This is a genomic window from Marinococcus sp. LNHM5E3-2.1, assembly GCF_056034365.1.
Genome location: NZ_JBQLIB010000019.1, coordinates 1 through 26,421, shown reverse-complemented (window position 1 = coordinate 26,421; position 26,421 = coordinate 1). Strand labels below are relative to the sequence as shown.

28 protein-coding genes, 1 tRNA gene and 1 other RNA gene are annotated in these 26,421 nt (G+C 48.9%); 1 reads left to right on the top strand and 29 read right to left on the bottom strand.

All coding sequences use genetic code 11. The features are described from left to right. Window positions 1-403 precede the first annotated feature (403 nt). From ACTRXH_RS14985 to rpoN, 23 genes are all read right to left on the bottom strand, one after another. On the bottom strand, window positions 404-1,021 hold the full coding sequence (locus tag ACTRXH_RS14985; protein ID WP_474282820.1) for a redoxin domain-containing protein: 618 nt from the start codon (window positions 1,019-1,021) through the stop codon (window positions 404-406). A 47-nt stretch (window positions 1,022-1,068) separates the two neighbouring features. Further along, window positions 1,069-1,707 carry a PepSY domain-containing protein gene (locus ACTRXH_RS14980; RefSeq protein ID WP_474282818.1) on the bottom strand — a complete coding sequence of 213 codons (639 nt, stop codon included), beginning with the start codon at window positions 1,705-1,707 and terminating at the stop codon, window positions 1,069-1,071. A 164-nt stretch (window positions 1,708-1,871) separates the two neighbouring features. Then, window positions 1,872-2,564: a PepSY domain-containing protein gene (locus tag ACTRXH_RS14975; RefSeq protein WP_474282816.1), complete on the bottom strand. Its 693-nt coding sequence runs from the start codon at window positions 2,562-2,564 to the stop codon at window positions 1,872-1,874. A 70-nt stretch (window positions 2,565-2,634) separates the two neighbouring features. Next, window positions 2,635-3,987, bottom strand: a complete 1,353-nt coding sequence (locus ACTRXH_RS14970; protein WP_474282814.1) for a sensor histidine kinase — start codon at window positions 3,985-3,987, stop codon at window positions 2,635-2,637. Continuing rightward, window positions 3,984-4,688: a response regulator transcription factor gene (locus tag ACTRXH_RS14965; RefSeq protein WP_474282812.1), complete on the bottom strand. Its 705-nt coding sequence runs from the start codon at window positions 4,686-4,688 to the stop codon at window positions 3,984-3,986. The genes ACTRXH_RS14970 and ACTRXH_RS14965 overlap by 4 nt, the downstream gene beginning before the upstream one ends. Window positions 4,689-4,724: 36 nt before the next feature. Beyond that, window positions 4,725-5,222 carry a DUF1648 domain-containing protein gene (locus tag ACTRXH_RS14960; RefSeq protein WP_474282810.1) on the bottom strand — a complete coding sequence of 166 codons (498 nt, stop codon included), beginning with the start codon at window positions 5,220-5,222 and terminating at the stop codon, window positions 4,725-4,727. 34 nt (window positions 5,223-5,256) lie between these two features. Then, entirely contained in the window at window positions 5,257-5,448 is a 192-nt protein-coding gene (locus ACTRXH_RS14955; protein WP_474282808.1) for a hypothetical protein, read from the bottom strand. Continuing rightward, a complete protein-coding gene (locus tag ACTRXH_RS14950) occupies window positions 5,445-5,657 on the bottom strand; it encodes a hypothetical protein (RefSeq protein WP_474263029.1) in 213 nt (70 codons plus the stop codon). The genes ACTRXH_RS14955 and ACTRXH_RS14950 overlap by 4 nt, the downstream gene beginning before the upstream one ends. A gap of 169 nt (window positions 5,658-5,826) precedes the next feature. Then, a tRNA-Thr gene (locus ACTRXH_RS14945) sits at window positions 5,827-5,902 on the bottom strand. 92 nt (window positions 5,903-5,994) lie between these two features. Further along, window positions 5,995-6,804 (bottom strand): zinc transporter ZupT, encoded by an 810-nt coding sequence (gene zupT, locus ACTRXH_RS14940; protein WP_091616308.1) that lies wholly within the window; start codon window positions 6,802-6,804, stop codon window positions 5,995-5,997. Window positions 6,805-6,995: 191 nt separating this feature from the next. Beyond that, window positions 6,996-7,358: a transfer-messenger RNA gene (ssrA, locus tag ACTRXH_RS14935) on the bottom strand. A gap of 77 nt (window positions 7,359-7,435) precedes the next feature. Continuing rightward, a complete protein-coding gene (gene smpB / locus ACTRXH_RS14930; RefSeq protein WP_079475508.1) occupies window positions 7,436-7,915 on the bottom strand; it encodes an SsrA-binding protein SmpB in 480 nt (159 codons plus the stop codon). Between the two features lie 81 nt (window positions 7,916-7,996). After that, window positions 7,997-10,333, bottom strand: coding sequence for a ribonuclease R (gene rnr, locus ACTRXH_RS14925; RefSeq protein WP_474263031.1), 2,337 nt, complete (start codon window positions 10,331-10,333; stop codon window positions 7,997-7,999). 48 nt (window positions 10,334-10,381) lie between these two features. Further along, window positions 10,382-11,134 (bottom strand): alpha/beta hydrolase, encoded by a 753-nt coding sequence (locus ACTRXH_RS14920; protein ID WP_474263170.1) that lies wholly within the window; start codon window positions 11,132-11,134, stop codon window positions 10,382-10,384. Window positions 11,135-11,165: 31 nt separating this feature from the next. Next, the gene (locus ACTRXH_RS14915) at window positions 11,166-11,912 is read right to left on the bottom strand and encodes an alpha/beta hydrolase (RefSeq protein WP_474282806.1); all 747 of its coding nucleotides are present in this window, start codon (window positions 11,910-11,912) and stop codon (window positions 11,166-11,168) included. Window positions 11,913-12,079: 167 nt separating this feature from the next. Beyond that, window positions 12,080-12,310, bottom strand: coding sequence for a preprotein translocase subunit SecG (gene secG, locus ACTRXH_RS14910; RefSeq protein ID WP_022793890.1), 231 nt, complete (start codon window positions 12,308-12,310; stop codon window positions 12,080-12,082). Window positions 12,311-12,474: 164 nt separating this feature from the next. Next, a complete protein-coding gene (eno, locus tag ACTRXH_RS14905) occupies window positions 12,475-13,758 on the bottom strand; it encodes a phosphopyruvate hydratase (protein ID WP_474282803.1) in 1,284 nt (427 codons plus the stop codon). A 23-nt stretch (window positions 13,759-13,781) separates the two neighbouring features. Next, window positions 13,782-15,314: a 2,3-bisphosphoglycerate-independent phosphoglycerate mutase gene (gpmI, locus tag ACTRXH_RS14900; protein WP_474263035.1), complete on the bottom strand. Its 1,533-nt coding sequence runs from the start codon at window positions 15,312-15,314 to the stop codon at window positions 13,782-13,784. Next, on the bottom strand, window positions 15,311-16,069 hold the full coding sequence (gene tpiA / locus ACTRXH_RS14895; RefSeq protein ID WP_474279618.1) for a triose-phosphate isomerase: 759 nt from the start codon (window positions 16,067-16,069) through the stop codon (window positions 15,311-15,313). The genes gpmI and tpiA overlap by 4 nt, the downstream gene beginning before the upstream one ends. 45 nt (window positions 16,070-16,114) lie before the next feature. After that, complete coding sequence (locus ACTRXH_RS14890) at window positions 16,115-17,305, bottom strand: phosphoglycerate kinase (protein WP_474263039.1); 1,191 nt, start codon at window positions 17,303-17,305, stop codon at window positions 16,115-16,117. A gap of 219 nt (window positions 17,306-17,524) precedes the next feature. Then, the gene (gene gap, locus ACTRXH_RS14885) at window positions 17,525-18,532 is read right to left on the bottom strand and encodes a type I glyceraldehyde-3-phosphate dehydrogenase (protein WP_474263041.1); all 1,008 of its coding nucleotides are present in this window, start codon (window positions 18,530-18,532) and stop codon (window positions 17,525-17,527) included. A 73-nt stretch (window positions 18,533-18,605) separates the two neighbouring features. Beyond that, window positions 18,606-19,652, bottom strand: a complete 1,047-nt coding sequence (locus tag ACTRXH_RS14880) for a sugar-binding transcriptional regulator (RefSeq protein WP_474263043.1) — start codon at window positions 19,650-19,652, stop codon at window positions 18,606-18,608. Window positions 19,653-19,939: 287 nt separating this feature from the next. Continuing rightward, on the bottom strand, window positions 19,940-21,268 hold the full coding sequence (rpoN, locus tag ACTRXH_RS14875) for an RNA polymerase factor sigma-54 (protein WP_474282802.1): 1,329 nt from the start codon (window positions 21,266-21,268) through the stop codon (window positions 19,940-19,942). A 370-nt stretch (window positions 21,269-21,638) separates the two neighbouring features. Between rpoN and clpP the strand changes: the two genes are divergently transcribed. Then, window positions 21,639-22,217, top strand: coding sequence for an ATP-dependent Clp endopeptidase proteolytic subunit ClpP (gene clpP, locus ACTRXH_RS14870; protein WP_022793882.1), 579 nt, complete (start codon window positions 21,639-21,641; stop codon window positions 22,215-22,217). Between the two features lie 46 nt (window positions 22,218-22,263). On the opposite strand, the gene ACTRXH_RS14865 is transcribed toward clpP, so the two are convergent. The 6 genes from ACTRXH_RS14865 to ACTRXH_RS14840 all read right to left on the bottom strand — a co-directional run. Then, complete coding sequence (locus tag ACTRXH_RS14865) at window positions 22,264-22,521, bottom strand: HPr family phosphocarrier protein (protein ID WP_022793881.1); 258 nt, start codon at window positions 22,519-22,521, stop codon at window positions 22,264-22,266. Between the two features lie 171 nt (window positions 22,522-22,692). Further along, entirely contained in the window at window positions 22,693-23,655 is a 963-nt protein-coding gene (gene whiA / locus ACTRXH_RS14860; RefSeq protein WP_322526381.1) for a DNA-binding protein WhiA, read from the bottom strand. Between the two features lie 20 nt (window positions 23,656-23,675). After that, window positions 23,676-24,620: a gluconeogenesis factor YvcK family protein gene (locus ACTRXH_RS14855; RefSeq protein ID WP_474263047.1), complete on the bottom strand. Its 945-nt coding sequence runs from the start codon at window positions 24,618-24,620 to the stop codon at window positions 23,676-23,678. A gap of 2 nt (window positions 24,621-24,622) precedes the next feature. Beyond that, a complete protein-coding gene (gene rapZ, locus ACTRXH_RS14850) occupies window positions 24,623-25,507 on the bottom strand; it encodes an RNase adapter RapZ (RefSeq protein ID WP_474263049.1) in 885 nt (294 codons plus the stop codon). A gap of 16 nt (window positions 25,508-25,523) precedes the next feature. After that, entirely contained in the window at window positions 25,524-25,997 is a 474-nt protein-coding gene (locus ACTRXH_RS14845) for an NUDIX hydrolase (protein WP_474279614.1), read from the bottom strand. Window positions 25,998-26,154: 157 nt separating this feature from the next. Further along, window positions 26,155-26,421, bottom strand: a 267-nt coding sequence (locus tag ACTRXH_RS14840) for an NAD(P)/FAD-dependent oxidoreductase (RefSeq protein WP_474282800.1), incomplete at its 5' end; no start/stop codon positions are given.

The following is a 26,421-nucleotide window of genomic DNA, read 5'->3' as shown; positions in this document are numbered from 1 at the left end:
TGTACACTTTTACTATACCACTACTATATATGGTGTAATCTTCTTTTTCAACATACATGATATAGATATTTTTCGTTCCATCCTCTTGACAATTAAAATCTCTGCCATACTTCCTTATACTCCTCGATTCTACCCTTAAAATTGTGCACATTTTCTGACAGAAAAAATTTCAGTAAGTAAGACCTGCTTCTATATCTAGTCTTTTATAAAAACTGCCAGTGTCTGTGCTACTACATACAGACATGCATTTAGTCCAGCTCTCTATTTACAGCGGGATAATTTTCGGTAAATTCTTGATACTTTCAGTGTACAGAAAAAATTTACCACGCATTATTTCAAACAAAAGCAGCCCGCGCTTACGCCGGCTGCTTCTCCATATTTCATCACCTTTTCAGGCGGGGTTTTATCTTTCTTTTAATTGAATTAGCTCGTTGACGATCCAGTAGGGGTCCGGCCGGGCGGCTTCCCAGACAGAAACTGCCACGGTGCCGTCCTGATCGATCACATACGTTACGTCTGCAGGGCAGTACGAATGATATCCGGCATGGCGCAGGGCCGCTTTAACCTCCGGGACGTCCTGAAGCAGGTGCTCCCGGCAGGAGATGCACGCATTATACCAGGAGGCTGCCACAGCATTTGTGTCTGCAAGCACCTTTCCTGTAAAAGACATGTGCTGCAGTTCTCCCTGAAGGGCGGCTACCTGCCCGCTGGCAGCTACTACGATCTGGGCTCCCATCTGCCGAAGCAGCGGGGAAGCCTCCTGATAGCTTCGCAGCCGTTCTGTTTCTGCATGTATCCAGCCGCCAAAACAGAAGAGAAGCACTACCGGACCCTGGAGGAGAAGCTGGTTTAACGTAACATTTTCCCCGTCCATGCCGGGCAGTGAGAATGCCGGTGCGCTCTCTCCTATTCTAAGTCCAGGGCAGAATCCCGGCCGTTTTTCCTGGTGCCATTCGTTCCATAAGATGCTTTTTGCCCGGTGCAGCTGTGAATGCAGCACCTTTTCCCTCAGTAGTGCCATTCCTGGAAGACTCCTTTCGGACCCCGTTCATCTGTTGGTGTTAGTCTTTAATTGTCGTCATTGTCATCGTCGTTGTTATCATTATCATCGTCGTTGTTATCATTATCATCGTCATCTTCAATATCCCTGGAAGCGATCGTACCGTCTGCATCATTTATGAAGAAATCGCCTTCCTGTTCGTTCGTTTCCACCGAAAGGTCGTACCCGTTCTCTTCACGGTCCAGCTCCCATTCATTCATCTCTCCGGAAACTTCGCCCATCCCCGAAGCCACAATATCTTCTAAACTGACGCTGTCCCCGTCCTGGATCAGCGGTTCTTCATTATCTTTATCATCATCGGTTTCTTTTTCAGTCACATTGCCGGAGAACGCTCCTACTTCAACATCGTATTCTTGTCTGCCTTCGAGCTCCACATTGTATTTCTGATCTTCCATATCCAGTTCCAGCTCAACCGCCTGACCGCCCGTTTCTTCCTCAGCAATCAGTACAGCTTCATCGGCAGTAATTTTTTCCTCACCAGAGCTGCTGTTGTTTTCGTTACTTTCTGCGGCTGTTTCTTCTGAAGATTTGTTTGAAGAGGTTTCTGCTTCCACGTCACTATTTATGGTCGTGTAAGCTCCTGCACCAATAACTGCACCAAGTGCCGTGACCCCCGCCAGACTACCTGCAAGTACTTTCCCTTTCATGGTCATTTCCCCCTTTATTTGTTGTTACACCTTTACTATAGAGGCCCGACATGAGAATATCCCTACAAGAAAATGAGAAATTGATGAGAAATACATGAACGACTCATAACAAGTAAAAAGACAAAAAAAAAGCCACCTGGAATCATCCAGGCAGCTTCTGCCGTTTAATCATCCCAGGTGACTGACAGTATTTCTCCGGTGATGCCGTGTACCTGAACCGTAGCTTCGTCGTCATCATTTTGTTCAAGCTCCACGTAGTAAAACGGCTCCCCAGCATCCGACGTTTCGAAATCAACGTCGTCCACTTCCCCGTTCACTTCTTCCTGCGCCACAGCTGCGGCTTCCTGTTCACTAAGCACTGTCTGGCGTCTTTCTTCACGCTCTTCCTGTGCTTTTTCTTCTAAAATATCTCCTGACCGCGCATCGATAGTCATTTCTTCCAACGCTTCGTCTTCGGCAAACTCCACTACGTACACGGCGGTTCCTTCCCATGTTTCCCGGCTGATTTCTTCAATAGAAAAGTCAGTTTCTTCTTCTGCCCGGGCGCGTGCTTCTTCTTCTGTTAGAGCTTCTGTATCAACAGTGCTGTTACCTGCTACCCGTGTGACGCCTGTGACCGCTCCGTCTTCAGCATCCACCTGCAGCTGGTACGTCCCCCGGTCAAGCTCTGTCATCACCTCATAGGTGCCGTTTTGTTTTTCCACGCTCGTGATGTTCCCCTGATACTGTCCCTGAACAGCCTGTTCAATTTCCTCCGGCGACATTTCCGGGGTAAAATACGGCGAAAACCGCCAGGCCCCAAAAGTGGCCACTATGATACCAGCCACCAGCACAAACAGAAAGATAACATTTTTCACCGCAGGCCCCCCTCTCCCTGTTGCTATTATTGTATCCGTTCATTCTGAGAAATTGATGAGAAAGGGAGAGTCATTCATTGGTTACAGGAAAAATTAAGCGGACTGCCGTTCCCTGGCCGTGCGTGCTTTCAATTGTGATGCGTGCGCCGAGAGCTTCAGTAATATCTCTGGCAAGCGACAAACCGAGCCCGTAGCCCCCGCTTGCCCGTGTTCTCGACTCATCCACCCGGTAAAAGCGTTCGAAAACTCGTTCAATATCCTTTTCCGGAATACCGATGCCCCGGTCAATCACAGCGATGACCGGTTCTGTATCTATCGTTTCGATTTTTACATCAATGACATCACTGCTGTATTTCCGGGCATTATCAAGCAGGATATACAACAGCTGCTTCACTTTGTCGGGATCAGTCTGAACGATTGCCGGCTCCCCGGTTAGTTCGATCTCCCGGTGGTAGCTGCTGCGGTAGTTTTCCACAGCATCTGCTGCCACCGTCTCCAGGTCCACTTCGGTAATATGGAGGTTTTCTTTTTCATTCTGACGGGCAAGCAGCAGAAGCTGCTGGGTCAGCTCCCTCATCCTCACCGCTTCGGAATGAATGGCTTCCACCGATTCTTCAATGATTTCGGGACGTGAGGCTCCTCTTCTCTGCAGCAGGCTGGCGTATGATTCAATCACAGTCAGCGGCGTTTTTAACTCATGCGACGCGTTGGATACAAACTGCTCCTGTTTATGATAATTTTCTTCGAGACGCTCAATCATTTCATTAAACGTCTCCCCCAGCTGCTCGATTTCATCCCTGGACTTCGACGACGTGGAAATCCGCTTGAATCTGCCGCTTGTCTGGATATCACGCATAGTAGCTGACAGCGCTGCGATTGGACGGAGGATTACCGTGCTCAATAAGCGTGCCGAGAGAAAGACCGGGATGACAGCCGCAATAGTAGCGACTATTAATATTATCCGGAGCACCGCCAGATTTTCTTCTGTCTGGCGGAGGCTGTCGGTAATCTGAATGTTTGCCACCTGTCCATCTGTCCATATGACCGGCACCGAAACGAATGCGTACCGCTCCCCGTTATGTTCCACCACCCGTTCATATTCTTCGGAATGATATTGAACGGGCTCCTCCGTTAAGCTTCCCTCTTCCGGGGAAGTTACCGTCGCTGCCTCCGACTCATCCTGCAGTACAATTCTGGCCATCCCTTCCGTTGGGGTATACGCCCGGAGCAGCTGTTCGACCGAAAAATTATCCGCGGATTCATTAAACGTGGAGGCTGTCTGTCTTCCTTCTTCTACAGTCTGTTCCACCTCACTTCCGATCATCATGCGGGAAAAGGAAAAGTAAATAGCAAGCACTAAAAGAACGACGAGCACAAATACGAGCACCGATGTATATAAATGAATCTTATTTCCAAGCTTCATGAGAAGTCCTTCACCACGTAGCCAACGCCGCGCACAGTCTGGATATGCGCGGTCCCAAATGGTTTATCAATTTTGTTGCGCAGATAACGAATGTATACGTCCACTACGTTCGTTTCCCCGAAATAATCAAAGCCCCACACCTGCTCTAAAATCTGGTCCCGGGACAGCACCTGCTTTTTGTTTTTCAACAGATAGGAAAGCAGGTCAAATTCTCTGCGCGTCAGCTCTATCGGTTCCCCGCCGGCATACACTTCCCTGGCCGACTCATTCAGCCGCACTTCGCCCACAGAGAGCCACTGCTCTTCTTCTACTTCGGCTTTCAAAGCTGCTTCCGCCTGAAAGCGGAGCGAGGAACGGACACGGGCGAGAAGTTCTTCAATTTGGAACGGCTTTGTAATGTAATCGTTGGCCCCGAGGTCGAGTCCGGAAACTTTATCCTCTACAGAATCTTTAGCGGTAACAAGCAGAACCGCTGTTTTTGTGTTCTGGCTTCGTATCCGGCGCAGCAGTTCAATACCGCTGATGCCCGGAAGCATAATATCAAGAATAATTAAATCCCACGGCTCCGCCTGGTACATGGCAAACCCCTCAAGACCGTCAGAAGCTTTCTGAACATAATAATTTTCGTAGGTGAGTTCAAGCTCAAGCACCCGCGCAATTTTTTCTTCATCTTCAACAATCAGTATACGTGCTTGTTCCATTAGGCATCCCTCGATACGCTGCCGGATGGCAGTCTATTATGATGAAGAACGTTGGTTCGAAGCTTTACCCCACAAAGTGATTGTTCTCCATGTGAAATAAACAGCGGTTCCAATTAAACAAATAAGGAAAAATGAAGGAAAAAACCACCCGAGTCCCTCGCTTTCATTCAGGGCCGTACGGACGGTCTGCCACTGAACATAGACAAATCCGAGCGACAGCTCTACGAGGAGCACAGAAATGAGAATCTGTCCCTCCCGCTTAAACACTTCTATTTGATGCTCATTCATTTGCACCGGCAGACGGAACCATCCCGGGTAGCGGAGAGAAAAATACGCCCCGATCCAGATAGCGATCAACGCCAGCGGCGGAACAAATAAATAATACTTTGCAGCATATTCGTTCGGGTCTCCGGTGGCGTCGAAAAACTGGGGCACAATGTAGGGAAGACGGGTCCAATAGAAAAGCACAATCGCCAGTATTCCTATTGAAGCCACACCCCCTACAATTAATGCTGTTCTTGCAAACGTCGGCATAACGGTCTGCCTCCTACTATTCTTTATTCCAGCTTCACCACTGCTGCTTTTTTAACGCTTTTGATATCATTACTAGCGTAACAACACAGGACATCGCAATAATGACCATGACGATGCTCCACATCCATTCTCCGGAAATGACGAAGAAAACGCCGAGAATCAGACTTAACACCACAATAAACCCTTCGAACCAATAAAAGAATTTTACAGCTGCATTTGTGTTCATGACTTTCCTCCTGATTTTTCTTTTGATTTCTTTTTATAGCCTGGCTTTTTTCTGCCTGTTTGGTACGCTCCAAGCAGAGCACTCAGCATGCCAATTGCTGCGACGATAACGTAAAATGTAGAGCCGCCAAGCCACAGGAAAAAACCGGCAGTCGCCGCAGCCAAAACTAAAAATATTATATTAAACGTAAACAGCACCGGGGATCTCAAACTACCCCTCCCTTTCGACTTTATCTTATATCAACGTATCATTTTCTTTTCTTATTGCCCATCTTTTCATCAAAAAGAGGCCAAAATAATTCCTCATTGGTCTTTTCTCTTTTTAGATCGGTTTAAAACAAAAAAGCACCCATCTGTATGGGCGCTGTAATGATATGAATGGTGCTAGTGACAGGACTTGAACCTGCGACCTGATGCTTACGAGGCAACTGCTCTACCAGCTGAGCTACACTAGCGAACGTTTACGGCAAGTAATAATATACAAAAAGAAAAATTGGGTGTCAATTAAAAAAGCAGAGGCCGGTCGCGGCCTCTTGCTTTCATGCACTTAAATAAATAACAGCAGACTCAAGGCCATTACGGCCATACCACTCACTACCCCGTAAATCGATACGTGGGTTTCATCATATTTTTTTGCCGCCGGCAGCAGTTCATCCAGAGAAATGAATACCATAATGCCAGCCACAGCGGCGAAAATGATGCCAAACAGTGTATCGGTCAAAAACGGCATGAGCAGCAGAAAAGCCAGAATAGCCCCAGCCGGCTCTGATAATCCTGATAAAAATGAAAGCCGGAATGCTTTGCGCTTGCTTCCAGTCGCAAAATAAATCGGTACCGAAACAGCTACTCCTTCAGGAATATTGTGTATCGCGATGGCAAGAGCGATCGCAAGCCCGAGTCCCGGGTCATTCAGGGCAGAAGTGAATGTAGCGATACCCTCAGGAAAGTTATGTATAGCAATCGCAAGAGCTGTGAAGGTCCCCATTTTCATAAGGCCCTGGCGTTCAAGCTCTTCCTTTGACATATGCATATCTTCCACCCGCTTTACTTCATGCGGATTTCCTTTTTGGGGGACGAGCCGGTCAATGGCGGCAATAAAAATCATCCCTCCAAAAAATCCCCCGACGGTAACCCACTGGCCTCCGACTTCTCCGAGCGCCCCGACCAGCGACTCCTGTGCCTTAAAAAATATTTCCACCATGGAGACGTAAATCATTACACCTCCGGAGAAACCGAGCGAAAAAGCCAAAAACCGGGTATTTGTCGTAGAAGTGAAAAAAGCCAGTATACTTCCGATTCCTGTGGCAAGCCCGGCTCCAAGTGTTAACAAAAATGCATAAATGACATTTGGTTCCATACGCTGCCCCCTTTGTAATCTGATTGGCTTCACGATTTTTTCCCTTATGCAACATTTTAACCATTATTCAAATGTTGTGTCAATGCAAAACTTCCCCCGGCGGAAAGCCGGCGCCGTTTTCCTCTGCGCCGCGAACGAAAAAAGGTGCCCACGGCTGGAAAGCCGTAAGCACCTGTTGTCTCCAGTATGTATGGTGGAGACGGTGGGATTCGAACCCACGTCCAGAGATATTGCCACTTTAGCATCTACGAGCGTAGTCGCTATATTATCATTCACCAGTACGTCAGCCTAGCAACAGGCTTCCGTACGGCTAGTCTGATTAGTCTCTTCAGCCGCCCTCAGACGGAGGGCGAACTGCGTAGCCCACTAAGAGTGAGACCCCAAATCATTCCACGCGGGCGATGGAATGCGGGATCCGCAAAAAGCAGTTGTTACGCTGCTACTGCGAGGTTTTCGTTGTTTTTGCCAGTTATTATTGGCGTGGCATTTTTACGAGCTGCCTCTCGGCTCGCAGCTAAAGCTCAACCTATCCCTGTCGAAGCCGTAACGTCCCCATGTGAAGGATAAGCATGTGCCCATAGGTTTATGAGCGACATACTATATTATAACTAGAGGTCTGGAGCGTGTCAATCTAGTCGCTCATGCCTTTCATGCTGCGATTGATTGCTTTGTCCATTTCACGCTTGGCATCCTGTTCCTTGAGCGCCTGGCGTTTGTCGTATTTTTTCTTACCTTTGGCAAGGCCGATTAACACCTTCGCTTTACCGTTTTTAATATAAACCTTCAATGGAATAATGGAGTACCCGGACTGCATGCTTTTACCAATAAGTTTATTAATCTCCCGGCGGTGCAGCAGAAGCTTTCTCGTACGCAGGGGATCGTGGTTGAACTGATTCCCCTGTTCATACGGGCTGATATGGGCATTATGCAGAAACAGTTCGTTATTATCGATTTTCCCGAAGCTGTCCTTCAGATTCATCCTGCCAGCCCGGATCGACTTTATTTCGGTGCCCCGCAGTTCAATACCGGCTTCGAAGGTATCTTCAATGGTGTAGTCATGACGGGCCTTCCGGTTTTGCGCCAGCACACGGTTTTCCGTTTTTACTGCCATCTCCATTCACCTGCCTTCTGTCTTTATTCTACCATAGGGGCCCGGGCGCGTCCTATTGCCCCGGGCTTTCCCGCGATCATATTATTTCTTTTTATTGTTTTTTGAGACTTTCGAGTAAAACGGCTTTTTGTTACCTGATTTGCCTTTTTTACGTCCACCGTCTTTTTTATTGCCGTCTTTCTTTTCTCCCTGTCCCTGGCCTTCTTTTCGGCCGGGACGCTTGCCCTTATCGCCCTGAACAACTTTTGCGGACTCTTTGCGACGTGCTTTCGCCGGCCGTTTCATGCCGACAATTTCAAAATCGATCGCCGCTTCATCAAGATTTACATTCAGAACACGCACTTCCACCTGATCACCGATGCGGTACATATTCGCGGTACGCTCACCTATCAGCGCATACTGCTTAGGATCATAGTGATAATAATCATCCGTGAGATAGCTGATATGCACCATACCTTCAATGGTGTTTTCAAGCTCTACAAACAGACCAAAGTTCGCGGCTCCGCTTACAAAACCGGTAAATTCTTCCCCGATTTTATCCTTCATATACTGCGCTTTCTTCATGCTGTCAACTTCACGCTCGGCGTCAATCGCCCGGCGCTCCATCTCCGAAGAATGCTGGGTGATTTCCGGCAGTTCATTTTTCCATTTCTGCTGCGTTTTGTCGTCCAGCCGTTTATTTACCAGATACGTCCGTATCAAACGGTGAACAATCAGGTCCGGATACCGGCGGATTGGTGACGTAAAGTGAGTATAGAAGTCCGCAGCCAGCCCAAAGTGGCCGGCGTTTTCAGGATCGTACTTTGCCTGCTGCATCGAGCGCAGCATCACTGTACTGATCACTGCCTGTTCCGGTTCACCTTTGACAGCGTCAAGCACTTCCTGAAGCGCACGCGGATGTACCGTATTTGCCGTCCCTTTAACTGCATAGCCAAAGTTCGTAACAAACTCCACGAACGACTGCAGCTTATCTTCGGCAGGGTCTTCGTGAATCCGGTAGACAAACGGCACCTTCATCCAGTGGAAATGCTCGGCTACTGTTTCGTTGGCTGCCAGCATAAACTCTTCAATCAGCTTTTCAGCGACCGAGCGCTCACGCAGCACCACGTCTGTCGGAGCAGTCGTTTCATCCACGAGCACCTGTGCTTCCTTGAAATCAAAATCAATGGCGCCTCTTCCAAACCGCTTTTCGCGGAGAATAGCTGCAAGCTCTTCCATGCGCTCAAACATTGGCACGAGCTGGCTGTATTCCTCCCGCTTTGCCTGGTTGTTTTCTTCAAGAATCAGACGGACATCATTGTACGTCATCCGGGCAGCCGTTCGAATTACACTTTCAAAGATTTCATGATTAACGACCTCGCCCTGCGGCGTTACTTCCATTTCACACGAGAGCGTCAGCCGGTCCACCTGCGGGTTCAGGCTGCAGATGCCGTTTGACAAACGATGCGGAATCATCGGGATTACCCGGTCGACCAAATATACACTCGTGGCCCGTTCTCCTGCCTCCACATCGATAGGTGTTCCTTCGTCCACGTAATAGCTGACGTCTGCAATATGAACGCCGAGCTTATAGTTTCCGTTATTATATTTCGTCACCGTTACAGCGTCATCGAGATCCTTTGCGTCTGCTCCGTCGATGGTCACGATAGTTTCATCGCGAAGATCCCGGCGCTGTTTGATTTCACTCTCATCAATTACGTCCGGTGTTTTCTGAGCCTGCTCCACAGCCTCCTCGGGAAAATCTCCCGGGAGGCCGTGCTTATGAATGATCGACAGAATATCCACGCCCGGGTCATTTTTATGCCCGATGATATTGACGACTTTTCCTTCAGCTCCTGAAGCCGCATCCGGGTATTTAGTCAGCTCTACGACAACCTTATGGCCGTCCACTGCTCCGTTTTCTGCGTCCTGCGGAATATAAATATCATCGCGGATATGCTTATCATCCGCCGCGACAAACCCGTAATTACCGTAGCGCTGGTACGTGCCAACGACTTTTTCAATACCGCGTTCGATGATGCGGATAATCGTGCCTTCGGTTTTACTGCCCTGGCTCGAGTCCGAGATACGAACAAGTACGGTGTCTTTGTTCATGGCCCCGTTAATTTCCCCGGCCGGCACAAAGATGTCGTCGCGTTCCTTTTCCTCCGGAATAATAAAGGCAAATCCTTTGGCATGGCTCTGCACGCGTCCGCGCATCAGATTCATTTTCTCCGGTATGCCGTAGCGGTTGCTTCTCGTCCGGACAACGTCTCCGCTGTCCTCCATTTCGTTTAGCGTCTTCATGAGACGCTTAATATCTTCTGCCGAATCCGCCTGAAGCGTTTCCTGGATCTCCTCAATCGTTGCAGGGCCCGCAGAATCGTTTTTCAGGTAATTCAGCAGTGTCTGTTTTATTTCCTGGTCCAACGTTTTCATCTCCTTTCAATTTGTTGTGATAAACGTTTTGAGCTTTACGCTCTTTTTTTATTTTGACCAATTTAATCCTTCTAAAAACTGATATACATCTTCGTTCAGCTCATCGCGGTCATTCCCGAGGGTAATAACGTGCGGGGAGTCCGGATACCACTTAATCTGTTTATCCTCCGAAGAGATTTCTTCATAAATGATATTTGCGCTGTCTTCTGCAATCATATCATCTTTTTCACCCTGCACAATCATCGCCGGCGCATGAACCATGTCCAGGCTTTCTTCCACTTCCCGGATCAGCCGGTTGACCGAGTGCAATGTGTCCGTTGGCAGCTGACGAAATTCCATAATTTCTTTATCAATCTGGTCCTGGTCTTTCCCTTCCAGACGTTTAAATTCTTTCGCGTAATTGATGACATCTCCGTTCAGCTTGTCTGCGTTGTTGAATGTCGACATTGGGGCGCTCATTGGAATAATACCCAGTACATCGTAATGATACGCCACACGCAGAGCCATAAGTCCTCCGAGAGAAAGGCCCCCGACGGCAATCTGATCAAAGCCTCTTTCCTTTAATTCCTCAATTCCTGCTTTTACATCCTCCCACCAGTCATGGTAGTCCGTCTCCATCAGCTCTTCCGGAGGAACACCGTGGCCTTTGTAGACCGGCGCATGTACAGTATAACCTTTCTTTTCCAAAAAACGTCCCATCATCCGGACATCCGCAGATGAGCCTGTGAATCCGTGCAGCAGTAGAACTGCACGGTTTCCACCTTCAAAGGTAAATGATTTAGGGGGTACTACACGCATGATTCATCGTCTCCTATCTATCTTCTTTTCTATTTTAATCGATCGTTCGCATAAGGTTTTCAGAATTTATTTGTGCTGAAGTTAAAAATAACCGCACATCGTTCACCGCTTCGTGCCGGTGCGGACCGTGAAAAAGAAAGTGCTTGCCGTTTTTGTAAAGTACAAACTGCTTCACCGGACTTTTTACCGTTTTGTATATACGCACAGCGCTCCGGACCGGCACCAGGCCGTCTTTTTCACCCTGGCCAATAAATACCGGACAGGATACTTTGCCAACAAACGGACGCAGCACGTGCGCTGCCTGCTGGAACTCCCGAAGTGCCCAGCCGGGGGTTTTTAATTTTTCTGCGGCTACCCCGTACCAGGGATGCAGCGATCCTCTGACCTGGCCGCCCGCTACAAGCAGTGTATCCTTCAAAAACTGGCCGGGGTTAATATATTCCATCGGCATACCAATAAGCACGAGCCGTTCCACCTTATAACGGGCTGCCACGTAGCAAGCAAGCAGGCCTCCCATCGAAAATCCAATCACGTACAGAGTGCTGCATGCAGCCGCCAGTTTTTTCGCTGCGCGGTCAGCAGCGTGAATCCATGTGACATAGGAAACACGGCTTTGAATGCTGAAGCTTCCGTCAGCATGACCTGGCAGCACCGGCGTTTCCACTTTCCAGTCTGTACACGCGCGGAGCTCTGCGGCAATCGGTTCGACTTCCCACGGAGAACCTGTAAATCCATGCAGACACAAACATCCAATCGCCTGGTTTTCAGCTGCTGTCTTCATGCTCCTGCTCTCCTATCCTTGGTTTATCTCTATCCGCCCGTTAAACGTTAAAATTCCACCTGTTTGTTTGATTCACCAAATACAGGAAAAGCAAACATTAGCCGGTAACATAAAAAACAGCGAACGATGGAACCGTCCGCTGCTGAGATAGCTTCCTATACTGTCTGTCAGACAAAATAGGCGATGAGTATGGTAAGAACAAAAAACAACACAGCCAGAACTACTGTAAACTGAATCAGAAAGGCTTCGATGCCTCTCGCTTTCTGTTTGCCAACCATTTGTTCGGCTCCGCCGGATATTGCTCCTGCCAAACCGCTGCTTCGGCCCGACTGCAATAAAATAATTGCAATAAGCATGACCGCAACGACTATTAATGCAACGTACAACGCCGTTATCATCACCCGTACACCTCCACGTTCCAATTACGCTTGTATTAATGTAACACACCAAAACGTGCAGTGCAAGCACGTGCGGCAGCATAGGCCGCAAAGCCCACGGTAACGGTGTTTTATTCAATTGTAAAAAACCGCAGCCCATATGCCGGGCTGCGGTCGAAAAGCAATTATTTGTTCAGGTTATAAAAAGCATCTTTGCCCAGATAAACAGCGGTTTCCGCCAGTTCATCGTTGATGCGGAGAAGCTGGTTGTATTTAGCTACACGATCTGTCCGGGATGGTGCACCTGTTTTAATCTGACCCGCGTTGGTCGCTACTGCGATGTCCGCGATAGTCGTATCTTCTGTTTCCCCGGAACGGTGGGAGATAACGGCTGTATAACCGGCACGCTTAGCCATTTCAATAGCATCAAAGGTTTCAGTAAGTGTACCGATCTGGTTCACCTTGATCAGAATGGAGTTGCCGATGCCTTTTTCAATGCCTTCTTTCAGCTTGTTGGTGTTCGTTACAAACAAGTCATCGCCCACGAGCTGGACTTTGTCGCCAAGAGCATCCGTGAGCTTTTTGAAGCCTTCCCAATCGTTTTCGTCCAGACCATCTTCAATGGAGACGATTGGATATTTCGACACCATGTCCTGGTAAAATTCGATCATTTCGTCTGCTGTTTTCACAACACCTTCACCTTTAAGGTGATATTTTCCGTCTTCGTACATTTCGGAAGCAGCAGAGTCCATGGCGAGCATAATTTCTTCACCCGGCTTGTAGCCTGCTTTTTCGATCGCCTCAATGATCGTTTGAAGCGCTTCTTCATTTGAGCCGAGGTTCGGGGCAAAGCCGCCTTCGTCGCCGACACCAGTGTTATAGCCTTTGCTTCCAAGTACCTTTTTCAGGTTGTGGAAGATTTCTGCGCCCATACGTACAGCTTCAAGGAAGTTGCTGGCGCCGACCGGCATAACCATGAACTCCTGGAAGTCGACGTTGTTATCTGCGTGCTCGCCGCCGTTCAGGATGTTCATCATTGGAACCGGCAGAGTTTTCGCATTAAAGCCGCCGAGGTATTCATACAGCGTAAAGCCGAGTTCATCAGCTGCTGCGCGCGCTACTGCCATTGAAACACCGAGAATGGCATTGGCACCGAAGCTGCCTTTGTTGTCTGTGCCGTCGAGTTCGATCATCGCCTGGTCGATGCCTGTTTGATCTGTGACATCAAATCCGATGATTTCTTCTGCGATAGTTTCGTTCACGTTGTCGACTGCTTTAGTGACACCCTTGCCCATGAAGCGGTCACCGCCGTCACGAAGCTCTACCGCTTCGTATTCACCGGTGGAAGCGCCGCTTGGTACGAGAGCGCGTCCGAAAGCGCCTGTTTCTGTAAATACTTCTACTTCTACCGTTGGATTCCCGCGGGAATCGAGTACTTCGCGTGCGTAAATATCTGCAATTAAACTCATTGGTGATTCACTCCTCTGAATGGTTATTGAATGAGGGACTGACCCGTCATCTCTTTTGGTTTTTCTATTTGCAGCAGCTCTACGGCTGTTGGACACAGGTCAGCGAGCACGCCGCCTTTGCGGAGTTTCGCATTCTCATCGCCTGTGACGATAACCGGTACCGGGTTGGTTGTATGAGCCGTCATTGGTTTATCATCCGGTGTTGTTACTTCATCGGAGTTTCCGTGGTCTGCCGTGATGATGGCGCGTCCGCCTTTATCGTGCAGCAAATCCACAACCCGTCCCAGGCATTCATCCACTGCTTCAATTGCTTTAACCGTGGCATCAAGGTCACCGGAGTGCCCTACCATATCCGGATTCGCAAAGTTCAGCACGATGAAATCATGCTTTTCGGACTGAATCTCGCTTTCAAGCGCCTCGGTTACTTCATATACACTCATTTCCGGCTGCAGATCGTACGTGGCTACCTTCGGCGAATCGATCAGCACCCGTGTTTCACCCTTAAATTCTTCCTCGCGTCCGCCGCTGAAGAAAAAGGTTACGTGCGGGTATTTTTCCGTTTCTGCAATGCGCAGCTGGTGCAGTCCGGCATCTGAAACGATTTCTCCCATTGTATTAACCAAGTCCTGCGGGGGATAGGCGATTTCAGCGTTCACCGAGTCACTGTACTGCGTCATGCTGACAAATTTCAGGTTGGATGGAAATTTGTCTCCGCGGTCCAGACCGTTGAAACCATCCTGTGTAAACACCTGTGAAAGCTGGATGGCCCGGTCCGGACGGAAGTTGAAGAAAATTACTGCATCGTTGTCCTGCAGCCGCCCGACCGCTTCTCCGTCTTTTGTGATAACCGACGGGATTACAAATTCATCCCATACTTCTTCTTCGTAGGAAGCGTCTACAACCTCTTCGGCCGTTTCATAGGAAGGACCTTCCCCGTACGTGATGGCCCGGTAGGATTTATCCACACGTTCCCAGCGGTTGTCACGGTCCATGGCGTAGTACCGCCCCTGGACGGTGGCAATATCACCGGTGCCGATTTCTTTCATATAGTCTTCCACTTCGGATACGTACTGCTTGGCAGAGCGCTGACCCACGTCACGGCCATCCAAAAAGGCATGGACATACACGCGCTCGATTTCTTTTTCATTCGCCATGTCGAGCAGCGCTTTTAAGTGGTCGATATGGCTGTGGACTCCGCCGTCAGACAGCAGACCGAATAAATGAAGGGCGCTGTCATTTTCTTTCACGTGATCTACAGCATGAGCGAACGCCTGATTGTTTTTAAATGTTCCCTCTTTGATGCCTTTATTGATTAAGGAAAGGCTTTGATATACGACCCGGCCGGCGCCGATATTCATATGGCCGACTTCCGAGTTGCCCATTTGTCCTTCAGGCAGACCGACTGCTTCGCCGAAAGCCGTCAGTGTTTCATGCGGATACTGGTTCCAATAGCGGTCAAAGTTTGGCGTGCTTGCCTTCGCTACCGCATTCCCTTTGGTTTCTTCCCGGCAGGCATACCCGTCCAGGATAATAAGTGCTACTGGCTTGGTGCTCATTTTTTTCCCGCCTCTGCAAGCTCCAGGAAGGCATCCGGCTTCAGGCTGGCACCGCCGACAAGCGCACCGTCGATGTGCTCTTTCGCCATGTACGTTTCAATGTTTTCCGGTTTTACACTGCCGCCGTATTGAATACGTACTTTGTCTGCCGTGTCCTGATCGTACTGATCGGCAAGTGCTTTTCTTACCGAACCGCATGTTTCATCCGCATCCTCTGCGGTGGAGGATTTTCCTGTACCAATAGCCCAGATCGGCTCGTAAGCGACAACCACTTTTGCAGCGTCTCCGGCACTCAGTCCGGCAAAGCCTTTTTCAATCTGCTCGCGCACAACTGCTTCTGTAGAGCCGTTTTCTTTCTGTTCAAGGGATTCGCCGCAGCACATGATCGGTGTTAATCCGTGGTTCAGGGCTGCTTTCACTTTTTGATTGACTGATTCATTGGTTTCATTGAACATTTCACGCCGCTCGGAGTGGCCGATAATGACGTACGGAATATTTAGGTCCGCGAGCGCTGCCGGGCTGATTTCTCCGGTGAATGCGCCGCTGTCTTCCTGGTGCATGTTCTGGGCGCCAATTTTCACATCACTCGATGCTGCCGCGTCATTCATGTCCTTCAGAAATAGAGCTGGCGCACATACTACTGTTTCCACGTCTTCTGCATTCGGCACTTTGCCTGCTACTTCTTCGATGAAGGCTACCGCTTCGCCGTGAAGCTTATTCATCTTCCAGTTGCCTGCTATGATTGGTTTTCTCATTGTTTCACCCCACTGAGATTATAGTAAATATACTTTCAAGGCTGCTTATTTGTCATCCAGCGCTGCCACACCCGGCAGCACTTTTCCTTCGATAAATTCAAGCGATGCCCCGCCGCCAGTGGACATATGGCTCATTTTGTCTGCAAGGCCGAATTTTTCCACTGCTGCTGCAGAGTCTCCGCCGCCAATAACTGTGTACGTGCCGGGAGCTTCAGCCATTGCCTCAGCAATAGCGCGCGTGCCTTTTTCAAACGTAGCGAATTCAAACACGCCGACCGGTCCGTTCCAGATAACAAGCTTCGAATCTTTAATGACGTTCGCGTATTCTTTTCTCGTTTCCGGCCCGATATCCAAAGCTTCCCAATCGGATGGAATGCTGTCGATTTTTACTGTCTGCGTGTTTGCATCATCGCTGAAGTCATCGGAAACAATAACATCTTTTGGCATATAAAAGTTTACGCCTTTGTCTTTAGCCTTCTGCATGAATTCTCTAGCCATATCAAGCTTGTCTTCTTCAAGCATGGACTGGCCGATTTCATAGCCCTGCGCTTTAACAAACGTGTAAGCAAGTCCGCCGCCGATAATGAGGTTGTCCACGATATCGAGGAGATTATCGATAACGCCGATTTTATCTTTCACTTTTGCTCCTCCGACAATTGCCGTGAACGGACGGTCCGGGTCCTCAAGCGCCTGGCCGAGCACATCGAGTTCTTTTTCCATCAGCAGGCCGGCTGCAGAAGGAAGGTGATGCGCCACTCCTTCGGTGGACGCGTGAGCCCGGTGCGCCGCCCCAAATGCATCGTTCACGTAAATGTCTGCAAGGGATGCTATGTTTTTTGCAAGGGTTTCATCATTTTTCTCTTCGCCTGCTTCAAAGCGCAGGTTTTCAAGAAGCATGATTTCTCCGTCCTGGAGGGATGCCGCGGCCTGCTTAGCTTCTTCGCCGTATACTTCGTCGACCTTTTTCACGTCGACATTCATAATTTCACCTAAACGGGCTGCAGCCGGACCGAGACGAAGTTCTTCTACTGCTTCCCCTTTCGGGCGTCCAAGGTGGCTGCCGAGAATGACGCGCGCTCCCTGTTCGGATAAGTATTGAATTGTTGGTACAGCTGCACGAATCCGTGCGTCATCCGTAATGCTTTCGCCTTTCATTGGTACGTTGAAATCAACGCGGCAGAAAACAGTTTTACCTTTCAGATCTAAATCGCGGATGGTTTTCTTATTTAACGCCATTGCCAAACCTCCCTTAAATTATCTTCCTCATCTATCATAACAAAAATCTGCACTTCCGTTCTTTACCCGCCGCATAAAAAACTGGAACGTCTATTTTTAATAACGCGGCGGCGGAACGGAAATACTGGATTTTTGACGGGCCGGGTACAGGCCCCTTCAGACTCAAAAAAGGGAGGAAGAAATAATATTCTCCTCCCTTTCCCAAGCATTAAAAATGATTTACAGTTTTTTGCCAAAGCTTGCTGCGAGGTCCACAACGCGGCTGGAATAACCGAATTCGTTGTCGTACCAAGCGATTACTTTAACCATGTTGTCCTGCATAACGAGTGTTGAAAGGGAGTCTACTGTGGAAGAATAGGCGCTTCCGTTGTAGTCCTTCGATACGAGCGGCTCTTCGCTGTATCCAAGAATGCCTTTGAGTTCGTCAGACTCAGAAGCTTCTTTCAATGCGTTGTTCAGCTCGTCTACTGTTACATCTTTATCGAGCTCTGCCACGAAGTCCACGAGGGAAACGTTTGGAGTAGGAACACGCATCGCACCGCCGGTAAGCTTTCCGTCGAGCTGTGGAAGCACGAGGGCTACTGCCTGAGCGGCACCTGTAGTTGTTGGGATGATGTTTTCAGCACCAGCGCGCGCACGGCGAAGGTCCTTGTGCGGGCCGTCCTGGATCTGCTGGTCACTCGTGTAGGAGTGGACGGTGTTCATCAGGCCGCGTTTGATGCCGAATTTTTCGTCCAGTACTTTAGCTACTGGAGCCAGGCAGTTCGTTGTGCAGGATGCGTTGGAAACGACTTTGTGCTCATCCGGCTTGAAGTCGCCTTCGTTAACGCCGACAACAAATGTTGCATCTACGCCTTTAGCCGGTGCGGAAATGATAACATTTTTCGCTCCGCCTTCAAGGTGTTTTGCTGCCTGATCGCGCTGCGTAAAGATACCTGTGGATTCAACAACGATTTCAGCGTCTACGCCTTTCCAGTCGATTTTCGCTGGATCTTTTTCAGAGAAAACGGTCAGCTTGTGGCCGTTGATTGTAAGGTTGTCGCCGCTTGCCTGAATTTCTGCGTCAAGCGTGCCGTGAACTGTGTCATATTTTAAAAGATGCGCAAGTGTATCAGTGTCTGTCAGGTCGTTTACTGCTACTACTTCAACATCCGGGTTGTTTAAAGCTGCACGATAAACGTTACGTCCAATACGTCCAAAACCGTTAATACCAATTTTTGTTGCCATAATAATTTTTCCTCCTTGGAATATAAATAATTGTGAAAGCTACTGCAGCATAATGCGGCAGGTGTTCTGCCTGTTACTCAGTTGCCTCCGGTGCATCGCTTTGATTCAGAATAGCTTTGGCTGCACCCTCATCGGTGATCAAAATGCTGCTCGGGCGGTAGCGCATATAAGCGTCAATCGCCTTTGCCTTGCTTGAACCCCCGGCTACTGTGATCACTGTCTGATCTGACCGGAGTTCGTCCCACTGAAGGCCCACCGTATTTTCCCGGTGCACCACTTTTCCGTCCTGATTAACATAATAGCCAAACGACTCTGCCACAGCCGATTCTTCCTCGAGCCTGCTACGCAGGGAAGCGCCCGTAGTCCGCCGCCCGGCCATCGTTTTTGCTTCGCCTATGCCATGAACGACAAGCGATGCTGATTTTAACAGATCAAGCACTTCCTGTACGCCGGGCTCCTGCATGAGCGATCGCCTTGTATCCTCGCTCAGCTGGTCGGGCACATGAAGCAGCCGGTACGAGGCCTGGGCTTTCATTGCCATCGCAGAGCTGATGGTGTTGGCCTGGATCTCCACCTTTTCACCAAGGCCACCGCGGGCAGGTACAAAGATGGTATTGCTCCATTTTGCGTCAGGCACCATCATATCAGCTGCTGAAGCGAGCGTCGTGCCCCCCGCTACCGCAATCACGTCCCCTGGGCTGACACGGTTCTTCATCTGCTGTACCGTTGCACGACCGAGTTCTTTTTTCACTACCGGAAGCTCATCGCTGTCTCCTGAGACGACGATAACCTTCGGGACGGATAAATAACCCGCCAGCTTCCGCTCCAAATCCTCGAGGCCGAAAGCATATTTGACTGTTTGCTCGAGCCCTTCAAGCAGTTTGTTTCCTTCTTCAGTTAAAAGCATCCCTGCGCTTTGAATCAGGATAAGTCCCTGCTGCTTCAAAAAATCTGTTTCACTGCGCAGAACCCGCTCTGAAGTGGATAGCTGAGTGGCAAGGGTTCTTCTTCCAATCGGCTGCATCAGGCGGATGTATTGCAAAATGCGGTACCTTTTCCCTAATGTTTCGAGCACATCAGGCTGCAGTTTCCGCTGCATCTCCAATACGTCACGTAACATATTGCTACACCACCGAACCTGCGGCAGCAGCTTATTTCAAGCCACTCCTCATCATTGATCTTTACTGCTCTGTCCGGGACAATTAAAGTCCCGCAGAGACATTTTTTGTCCCGCTCATTTTATAAAAAAATGAACGCTTTGTTCACAATTTCATTGTAGCAATCTATATTTGGAAAATCAACGCAAATGTTCACTGCATTTTTCATGCTGACTACATTTTACTGATACCCGGTTTTCGCTTATTTCATGCATAAAAAATCCTCCTTTTGCTGCAAGGAGGATTTGGGCTACACCGGCTGTTTCCGCTGGGAGGAGGACGGGATCCGGAGCTCTGTTCTGTATTTTGCCACCGCCCGCCTTGAAATCGTACACTGCTGCTCCTGCTGAAGCAGATCAGCAAGCTTTTGATCCGAGAGAGGCTTCTCTTTATTTTCTTCTTTAATCAGTTTTTTCATCATAGCTTTCACTCCGGTGCTTGAAGCATCTTCATCCGTCCGGGTAATTTTCGAGGAGAAGAAATGCTTCAGTTCGACGAGACCGTGAGGCGTCTGCATATACTTCCGGCTCGTCGTTCTTGAAACAGTGGATTCGTGCACATCCGCCTGTTCAGCTACCTCCCGGAGCGTCAGGGGACGAAGCTTTTCTTCGCCGTGTTTTAGATATTCGCTTTGCGCTTCGACGATCACTTCCGATACTTTTTGCAGCGTCTGCTGGCGCTGTTCGACGCTTTTAACAATCCAAAGAAACTGCTTATATTTTTCCATAGCATACTGCCTGGCTTCTTCATCGGCATCCTGCTGCAAAAGACGCCAGTATTTTTCATTCATCTGCAGCTCGGGAAGCCGGTCATTCAAAATCGTGACCACCCATTCTCCGTCGATTTCCTCCACGCGGACATCCGGCGATACAGAAATTGTTTTCTCCTGCCGGTAGGAATCTCCCGGATGCGGGGAAAGCTTCTGGAGGCAGGTATAGATTTCCTGCAGCTGCTCTTTAGTGAGCTGATACTTCTGCTGCAGGTAGCGCCATTTTTTCGCCCCCAGCGCTTCGAGATCTTCAGCTACGACCTGGTCAATATATGGATCTGTATCCAGGCAGCGTTCGAGCTGCAGAAGAAGACATTCCTTTAAATCCCTGGCCCCGATCCCTGCCGGTTCGAGCTGTTGGAGCATCGAAATATACTGCTCGCTTTCTTCTCTGCCCAGCCCGAATTTCCGTTCCATCTCCCATTCGATGTCTTCTAAGTATCCGCGCTCGTCAACGCTTCCAGCTAAAAATAAAAGTATTTCCCGGGCAGTTTCTTTATAACCTCCGCATACAATCTGCTCCCTCAGCGCCTCTTCGAGAGTTTCCTCCGAGGGTTCACGCCAGTCCAGCTGTTCACCCATGGACGCTGAATTGTGGACCGGATCAGCGGCCCGGGATGCAGAAAGTGACGCTCCGTCCGTAATAGAAGGGAGGGTTAAATCCATTAAAGGGTTTTCCATCGCTTCTTCCTGCAGATAGTCGGATAATTCCTGGGAAGACAGCTTCAACAGGGCAATTGCCTGCTTTAACTCCTGCGTCATCACCAAACTCATTTCCTGCTTCTGCTGCAATTCAAGCCCCAAGCCCATTATCTCCACCTCCTTTTTGAAAACGCTTTCTTACATCATATCATATTTTTCTTCCATGAATCGATCCCTTTTTCTTGTTCTCCTGCTGTCATTATATAAAAATAGATTTGACCCTTCCATTTGTTTGTCAGATCATTTTTCATCTAAATTAAAATTTATATGGAAGTGAAACATTTGCACGTAACGTTTATGTTTGTGAAAATAAAGGGAATGGAAGTTGACGTGTAGCTATATGGGATAGGGTCAGACTTTTTATTTGACCTTAATTGACCAAAGAGTTATGATAATAACAGCAACGCGGAAGGAAAAATATTTTCCACACAACTACCATGAATGTAGTCATACATTTCATTAAAGGAGGACGCTTTTCATGAACTTGATACCAACAGTTATTGAACAAACCAACCGGGGCGAACGCGCATATGACATTTATTCGCGTTTGTTGAAGGACCGCATCATTATGCTTGGCTCAGGCATTGATGACAATGTGGCCAATTCGATCGTAGCACAGCTTCTTTTCCTTGAAGCCGACGATCCGGAGAAGGATATTTCTCTTTATATCAACAGTCCGGGCGGCTCTATTACAGCCGGCATGGCTATTTATGACACAATGCAGCACATTAAACCGCAGGTTTCTACGATCTGCGTCGGAATGGCAGCATCGATGGGTGCTTTTCTTCTCACAGCTGGCCAGGAAGGCAAACGTTATGCTCTTCCAAACAGTGAAGTAATGATTCACCAGCCACTCGGCGGCACCCAGGGACAGGCTGCGGACATTGAAATTCACGCCCGCCGCATCATCAAAATGCGTGAAAAACTCAACCAGATTCTTGCAGACCGCAGCGGACAGCCGCTTGAAGTCATCGAGCGCGACACGGACCGTGATAATTTCATGAGTGCGGAACAGGCAAAAGAATACGGTCTTGTAGACCAGGTTATGGGTCAGTAAGGCACAAAAAATCAGGATGGCATCGCGCCGTCCTGATTTTTTATGTTCACATTTCTTTTTTCATAAATTCCGTCAATGATTCGGCCGCTTCCTCTTCATCCGCCCCTTCGGCTAAAAGCTTTACCGAGGCTCCGGTGCGCACCGCAAGGCTCATAACACCCATAATACTCTTGGCATTCACTTTTTTATTATCCTTTTCAAGAAAAATATTGGAATGAAACCGGTTCGCCTCCTGGACGAATAATGCTGCCGGCCTGGCCTGAAGCCCTGTACGCAAATTTACTTCCACTGTTTTTTCGACCATAGTTACTATCTTCCTTTCTCTGTCTGTCTTCAACCGGTACCCGCTTTTCATATACACATAACGTAATTCAATTTAGAACGTTTTTCAAGCAAGCGCTTTAATGACTGCTGTAATACAGCGCCTGCAGGAGCAGAAGAAGCCTCTGCTGCCGCAGGCGCCTGCCTTTAGCGATTATATTTTTTCTGGAATCGGCGGCTTTCCGGCTTGAATACGCTCGGCGATCTGATCAATTTTGCGGAGACGGTGGTTCACACCGGATTTACTCACCTTTCCGCTCGGCACCATTTCCCCGAGCTCCTTCAGCGTGACGTCCTGGTGCTGGACACGCAGGATTGCCATTTCCCTGATTTTTTCAGGAAGGTTTTCGAGTCCGACTTCTGCCTGGACAAGCTGAATGTTTTCCACCTGCCTTAATGCGGCTCCCACGGTTTTGTTTAAGTTCGCTGTTTCACAGTTCACCAGGCGGTTCACCGAATTCCTCATGTCTTTCATAATCCGTACGTCTTCAAAATAAAGCAGCGCCTGGTGCGCACCGATAATATTTAAAAACTCGGTAATTTTTTCGCTTTCTTTAATATAAAGAATGTAGCCCTTTTTCCGTTCAAGGCTTTTCGATGTGAGCCCGAACGTTTCCATCAGCTCCCGGAGTGCCCGGTTATGCTCTTCATACATCGAATAAATTTCAAGATGATACGAAGACGTTTCCGGATGATTGACCGAGCCGCCGGCTAAAAAAGCTCCGCGCAAATACGCCCGGCGGCTGTCCGTGTCTGGAATCACGTCTCTCGCAATCGACCGGTTAAACTGGTAGCCGTTTTCCATAATGGCAAGGTCGCTCAGCATCTCTTTCGTTTCTTCGGCCATCCGGACTACGTAGACATTATTCTTTTTTAAACGCATCTTTTTCCGCACAAGCAGTTCAATCACCATATCCTTGTAGATACGCTTGATTAACGAATAGATCCGTCGTGCGATGGCGGCATTTTCAGTGGAAACGTCCAAAATCAGCTGGCCGTTGCCAAATGAAATTGAACCGTTCATTCTGATTAATGCTGCCAGTTCCGCTTTGGCGCTCGTATCTTCCACTTCAATCTGGGTTAATTCTTTTTTTGTTATAGCCGCAAATGAAGACATCCATCTTCACCGCCTTTCTGTCAATCACGGGCAAGCAGGGCTTCAGATACTTTTTTGGCATTATGACGAAGAACAAGGCCGTCATAGTGCATAAATGTATCTGTTACTACCCGGCACCCAATCTGTTCCAATCTTTCATAATCACATTTCACGGGAAATGCCTGCTTTTTTTCGTAGTTTGCAAGCACCGGAGCCGGTATTTCTCCGTTATGCACCAGTACAGTATCCACAAAAGCGCCCCCAGTATGCTTTTCAATGGCATGCAGATGATCGGATGCCGAAAAGCCGTCCGTTTCCCCCGGCTGCGTCATTACATTGCAAATATATACTTTGCGTGCCCCGGACCGATTAATGGCATCCCGGATACCGGGCACGATTAAATTCGGCATGATGCTTGTAAACAGGCTCCCGGGACCAATGACAATGACGTCTGCCTGTTCAATAGCACGCACGGTTTCCGGGAGCGCCTCCGCATCCGGCGGGTGGATAAACACCTGGTCAATCTGCTTGCCGGCTTTTGGGATCAGGGACTCCCCGTAGACCGTGGAGCCGTCCTTCATTTTTGCAAACAGCTCGATACTCCGATTAGAGGCGGGAAGGACCTTTCCGCGTACGTTTAACACAGTACTAAGCTCTGTGATTCCTTTGGCAAAATCTCCGGTAATGGAGGTCATTCCTGCTACCAGTAAATTCCCCAGGGAATGACCGGTCAGCCCCTCCCCGCTCGTGAAGCGGTGCTGGAACAATTCTTCAATTAAGGGCTCGACTTCCGCAAGCGCCACCAGTACGTTTCTTACGTCCCCGGGCGGGGGAATATTAAACTCTTTCCGTAAGCGCCCGGAGCTTCCTCCATCGTCTGCGACAGTCACAATCGCCGTAATATCTGCCGGGAACTGCTTCAGCCCCCGGAGCAGGACGCCTATACCTGTGCCACCGCCCATCACTACAACCTTCTGGTCCTCCACGTCTATTTTTTCCTTCCTTCCTCAATGTCCCGGTGATTGGCATTCGTCTCATATTTCCCTGAAAAGTAAGAAGCAATATATTCAGCAAGCGTCACGGAGCGATGCTTGCCTCCTGTACATCCAATCGCAACCACAAGCTGGGACTTGCCTTCCTGCTTATACAGCGGAAGCATAAATTCAAGCATATCCACCAGTTTATTTATAAATTCCTTTGTATCCGTCCATTTTAACACGTACGAAGACACTTCTTCTTCGAGGCCGGTTTTGGGCTCCAGATGTTCCACGTAGTGAGGGTTGGGCAGAAAACGAACGTCAAAAACCAGATCCGCATCGATCGGCATTCCATATTTAAATCCGAAGGACATAACATTCACATTAAAAACCGACTGGTTTTTCTCGGCGTAATCAGTTAATATACGCTCTCTCAACTCTCTTGGTTTCAGGCTGCTCGTATCAATAATATGGCGCGCCCGGCCTTTAAGTTCCTGCAGCATCTCCCGCTCGAGCTGAATGCCTTCAAGCGGCGTATCCTCACTTGCAAGCGGATGCGAGCGCCGTGTTTCTTTATATCGGCTGACAAGCACCTGATCTCCTGCATCCAAAAATAGAATATGTGTCGACAGGTCCTTGCGCTGGTCAAGCTGATCTATGGAAGCAAACAGATGGTCAAAAAACTCCCTCGTCCGAAGATCCACTACGAAAGCTACTTTATCGGTTTTGTTTTCAGTCGTTTCAATTAAATCGATAAATGTTGGGATTAGTGAAGGAGGCAGATTGTCTACACAGTAATAGCCCAGATCCTCAAAGCATTGGATGGCCACCGTCTTTCCGGCCCCCGACATCCCTGTAATGATTTCAACCTGAATCGATTTCCGTTCTTGTTCCATAATCTGCATCCCTCTTTTACATATAGTATGGCGTTGACTGCTCAAACCGGCGTTCCAGAAGCCGGCGATCTTTCGTATAGCGGAACGTACCATACACCGTTCCTTTGTTATTCAAAATATGCTCGACAATGGCTTTATCGCCTTCGGCCATAGGCAGGGACGACACTTCCTGCTTTTTCTTCCACTCAAGGATGCCTTCCGGAGACTCATTAAGCAGCCTGCCTCCTGCACCAAAAGCTTCAAATGTAAACATCATCCACTCATTTGCCGTAACCCCGTCCTCCATCGTGATAAATGTAAAAATACCCCGCAGATGCGGACGTTCAAGCGAAAGGCCCGTTTCTTCCCGGAACTCCCGCCGGACTGAATCATATACTGACTCCCCCGGCTCCATTTTTCCGCCGGGGGCATTCCACCAATCGTAGCTTGGTTTTTTGAGCATAAGCAGTTGATCGTTCTGCTGTAAAAAACAATTTGTTACCCGCTGCATGTGTACCACCTCACATATACCTTTTTCCAGTATACTATCCTTCGATGGTTCAGACAATTTACAAAAGAAAGTATCCTATGTTTTTTGCTCTCTGTACCAAAAAAACGGCGCAGAAATGATTTTCTGCGCCTGTGCGTCGTCGTTTCAGCCGGAGCGCCTACGCTTCGACCGCGTTTTTCAGTTCTTCCACGTACTGCTGCGCTGTCTGGGCCGCGAGCGACCCGTCGCCGGTCGCCGTCACGATCTGGCGCAGGAACTTGTCCCGGATGTCGCCGGCGGCGAACACGCCCGGAATCTTCGTTTCCATTTCCTCGTTCGTTTCGATATAGCCCTCGTCGTTCGTGATGCCGAGGTCGAGAAACGCCCCGTTCAGCGGCAGCAGCCCGATGTAGATGAACGCGCCGCTCGTTTCGAAGTCGTAGTC

What these genes read in the sequence shown, in the direction of transcription:
- ACTRXH_RS14980 (WP_474282818.1), bottom strand. Translation starts at nt 1,707, where the DNA reads ATGAAAGGGAAAGTACTTGCAGGTAGTCTGGCGGGGGTCACGGCACTT.
- tpiA (WP_474279618.1), bottom strand. Translation starts at nt 16,069, where the DNA reads ATGAGAAAACCAATCATAGCAGGCAACTGGAAGATGAATAAGCTTCAC.
- ACTRXH_RS14985 (WP_474282820.1), bottom strand. Translation starts at nt 1,021, where the DNA reads ATGGCACTACTGAGGGAAAAGGTGCTGCATTCACAGCTGCACCGGGCA.
- eno (WP_474282803.1), bottom strand. Translation starts at nt 13,758, where the DNA reads ATGAGTTTAATTGCAGATATTTACGCACGCGAAGTACTCGATTCCCGC.
- ACTRXH_RS14915 (WP_474282806.1), bottom strand. Translation starts at nt 11,912, where the DNA reads ATGAAGACAGCAGCTGAAAACCAGGCGATTGGATGTTTGTGTCTGCAT.
- rnr (WP_474263031.1), bottom strand. Translation starts at nt 10,333, where the DNA reads ATGAAAACGTTGGACCAGGAAATAAAACAGACACTGCTGAATTACCTG.
- rapZ (WP_474263049.1), bottom strand. Translation starts at nt 25,507, where the DNA reads ATGGAACAAGAACGGAAATCGATTCAGGTTGAAATCATTACAGGGATG.
- ACTRXH_RS14965 (WP_474282812.1), bottom strand. Translation starts at nt 4,688, where the DNA reads ATGGAACAAGCACGTATACTGATTGTTGAAGATGAAGAAAAAATTGCG.
- ACTRXH_RS14960 (WP_474282810.1), bottom strand. Translation starts at nt 5,222, where the DNA reads ATGCCGACGTTTGCAAGAACAGCATTAATTGTAGGGGGTGTGGCTTCA.
- ACTRXH_RS14890 (WP_474263039.1), bottom strand. Translation starts at nt 17,305, where the DNA reads ATGGCGTTAAATAAGAAAACCATCCGCGATTTAGATCTGAAAGGTAAA.
- rpoN (WP_474282802.1), bottom strand. Translation starts at nt 21,268, where the DNA reads ATGGGCTTGGGGCTTGAATTGCAGCAGAAGCAGGAAATGAGTTTGGTG.
- gap (WP_474263041.1), bottom strand. Translation starts at nt 18,532, where the DNA reads ATGGCAACAAAAATTGGTATTAACGGTTTTGGACGTATTGGACGTAAC.
- gpmI (WP_474263035.1), bottom strand. Translation starts at nt 15,314, where the DNA reads ATGAGCACCAAGCCAGTAGCACTTATTATCCTGGACGGGTATGCCTGC.
- smpB (WP_079475508.1), bottom strand. Translation starts at nt 7,915, where the DNA reads ATGGCAGTAAAAACGGAAAACCGTGTGCTGGCGCAAAACCGGAAGGCC.
- zupT (WP_091616308.1), bottom strand. Translation starts at nt 6,804, where the DNA reads ATGGAACCAAATGTCATTTATGCATTTTTGTTAACACTTGGAGCCGGG.
- ACTRXH_RS14880 (WP_474263043.1), bottom strand. Translation starts at nt 19,652, where the DNA reads ATGTTACGTGACGTATTGGAGATGCAGCGGAAACTGCAGCCTGATGTG.
- clpP (WP_022793882.1), top strand. Translation starts at nt 21,639, where the DNA reads ATGAACTTGATACCAACAGTTATTGAACAAACCAACCGGGGCGAACGC.
- whiA (WP_322526381.1), bottom strand. Translation starts at nt 23,655, where the DNA reads ATGTCTTCATTTGCGGCTATAACAAAAAAAGAATTAACCCAGATTGAA.
- secG (WP_022793890.1), bottom strand. Translation starts at nt 12,310, where the DNA reads ATGATAACGGCGTTGTACGTTGCATTAATAGTCGTTGCGGTCATGCTT.
- ACTRXH_RS14955 (WP_474282808.1), bottom strand. Translation starts at nt 5,448, where the DNA reads ATGAACACAAATGCAGCTGTAAAATTCTTTTATTGGTTCGAAGGGTTT.
- ACTRXH_RS14970 (WP_474282814.1), bottom strand. Translation starts at nt 3,987, where the DNA reads ATGAAGCTTGGAAATAAGATTCATTTATATACATCGGTGCTCGTATTT.
- ACTRXH_RS14865 (WP_022793881.1), bottom strand. Translation starts at nt 22,521, where the DNA reads ATGGTCGAAAAAACAGTGGAAGTAAATTTGCGTACAGGGCTTCAGGCC.
- ACTRXH_RS14845 (WP_474279614.1), bottom strand. Translation starts at nt 25,997, where the DNA reads ATGCAGCGGGTAACAAATTGTTTTTTACAGCAGAACGATCAACTGCTT.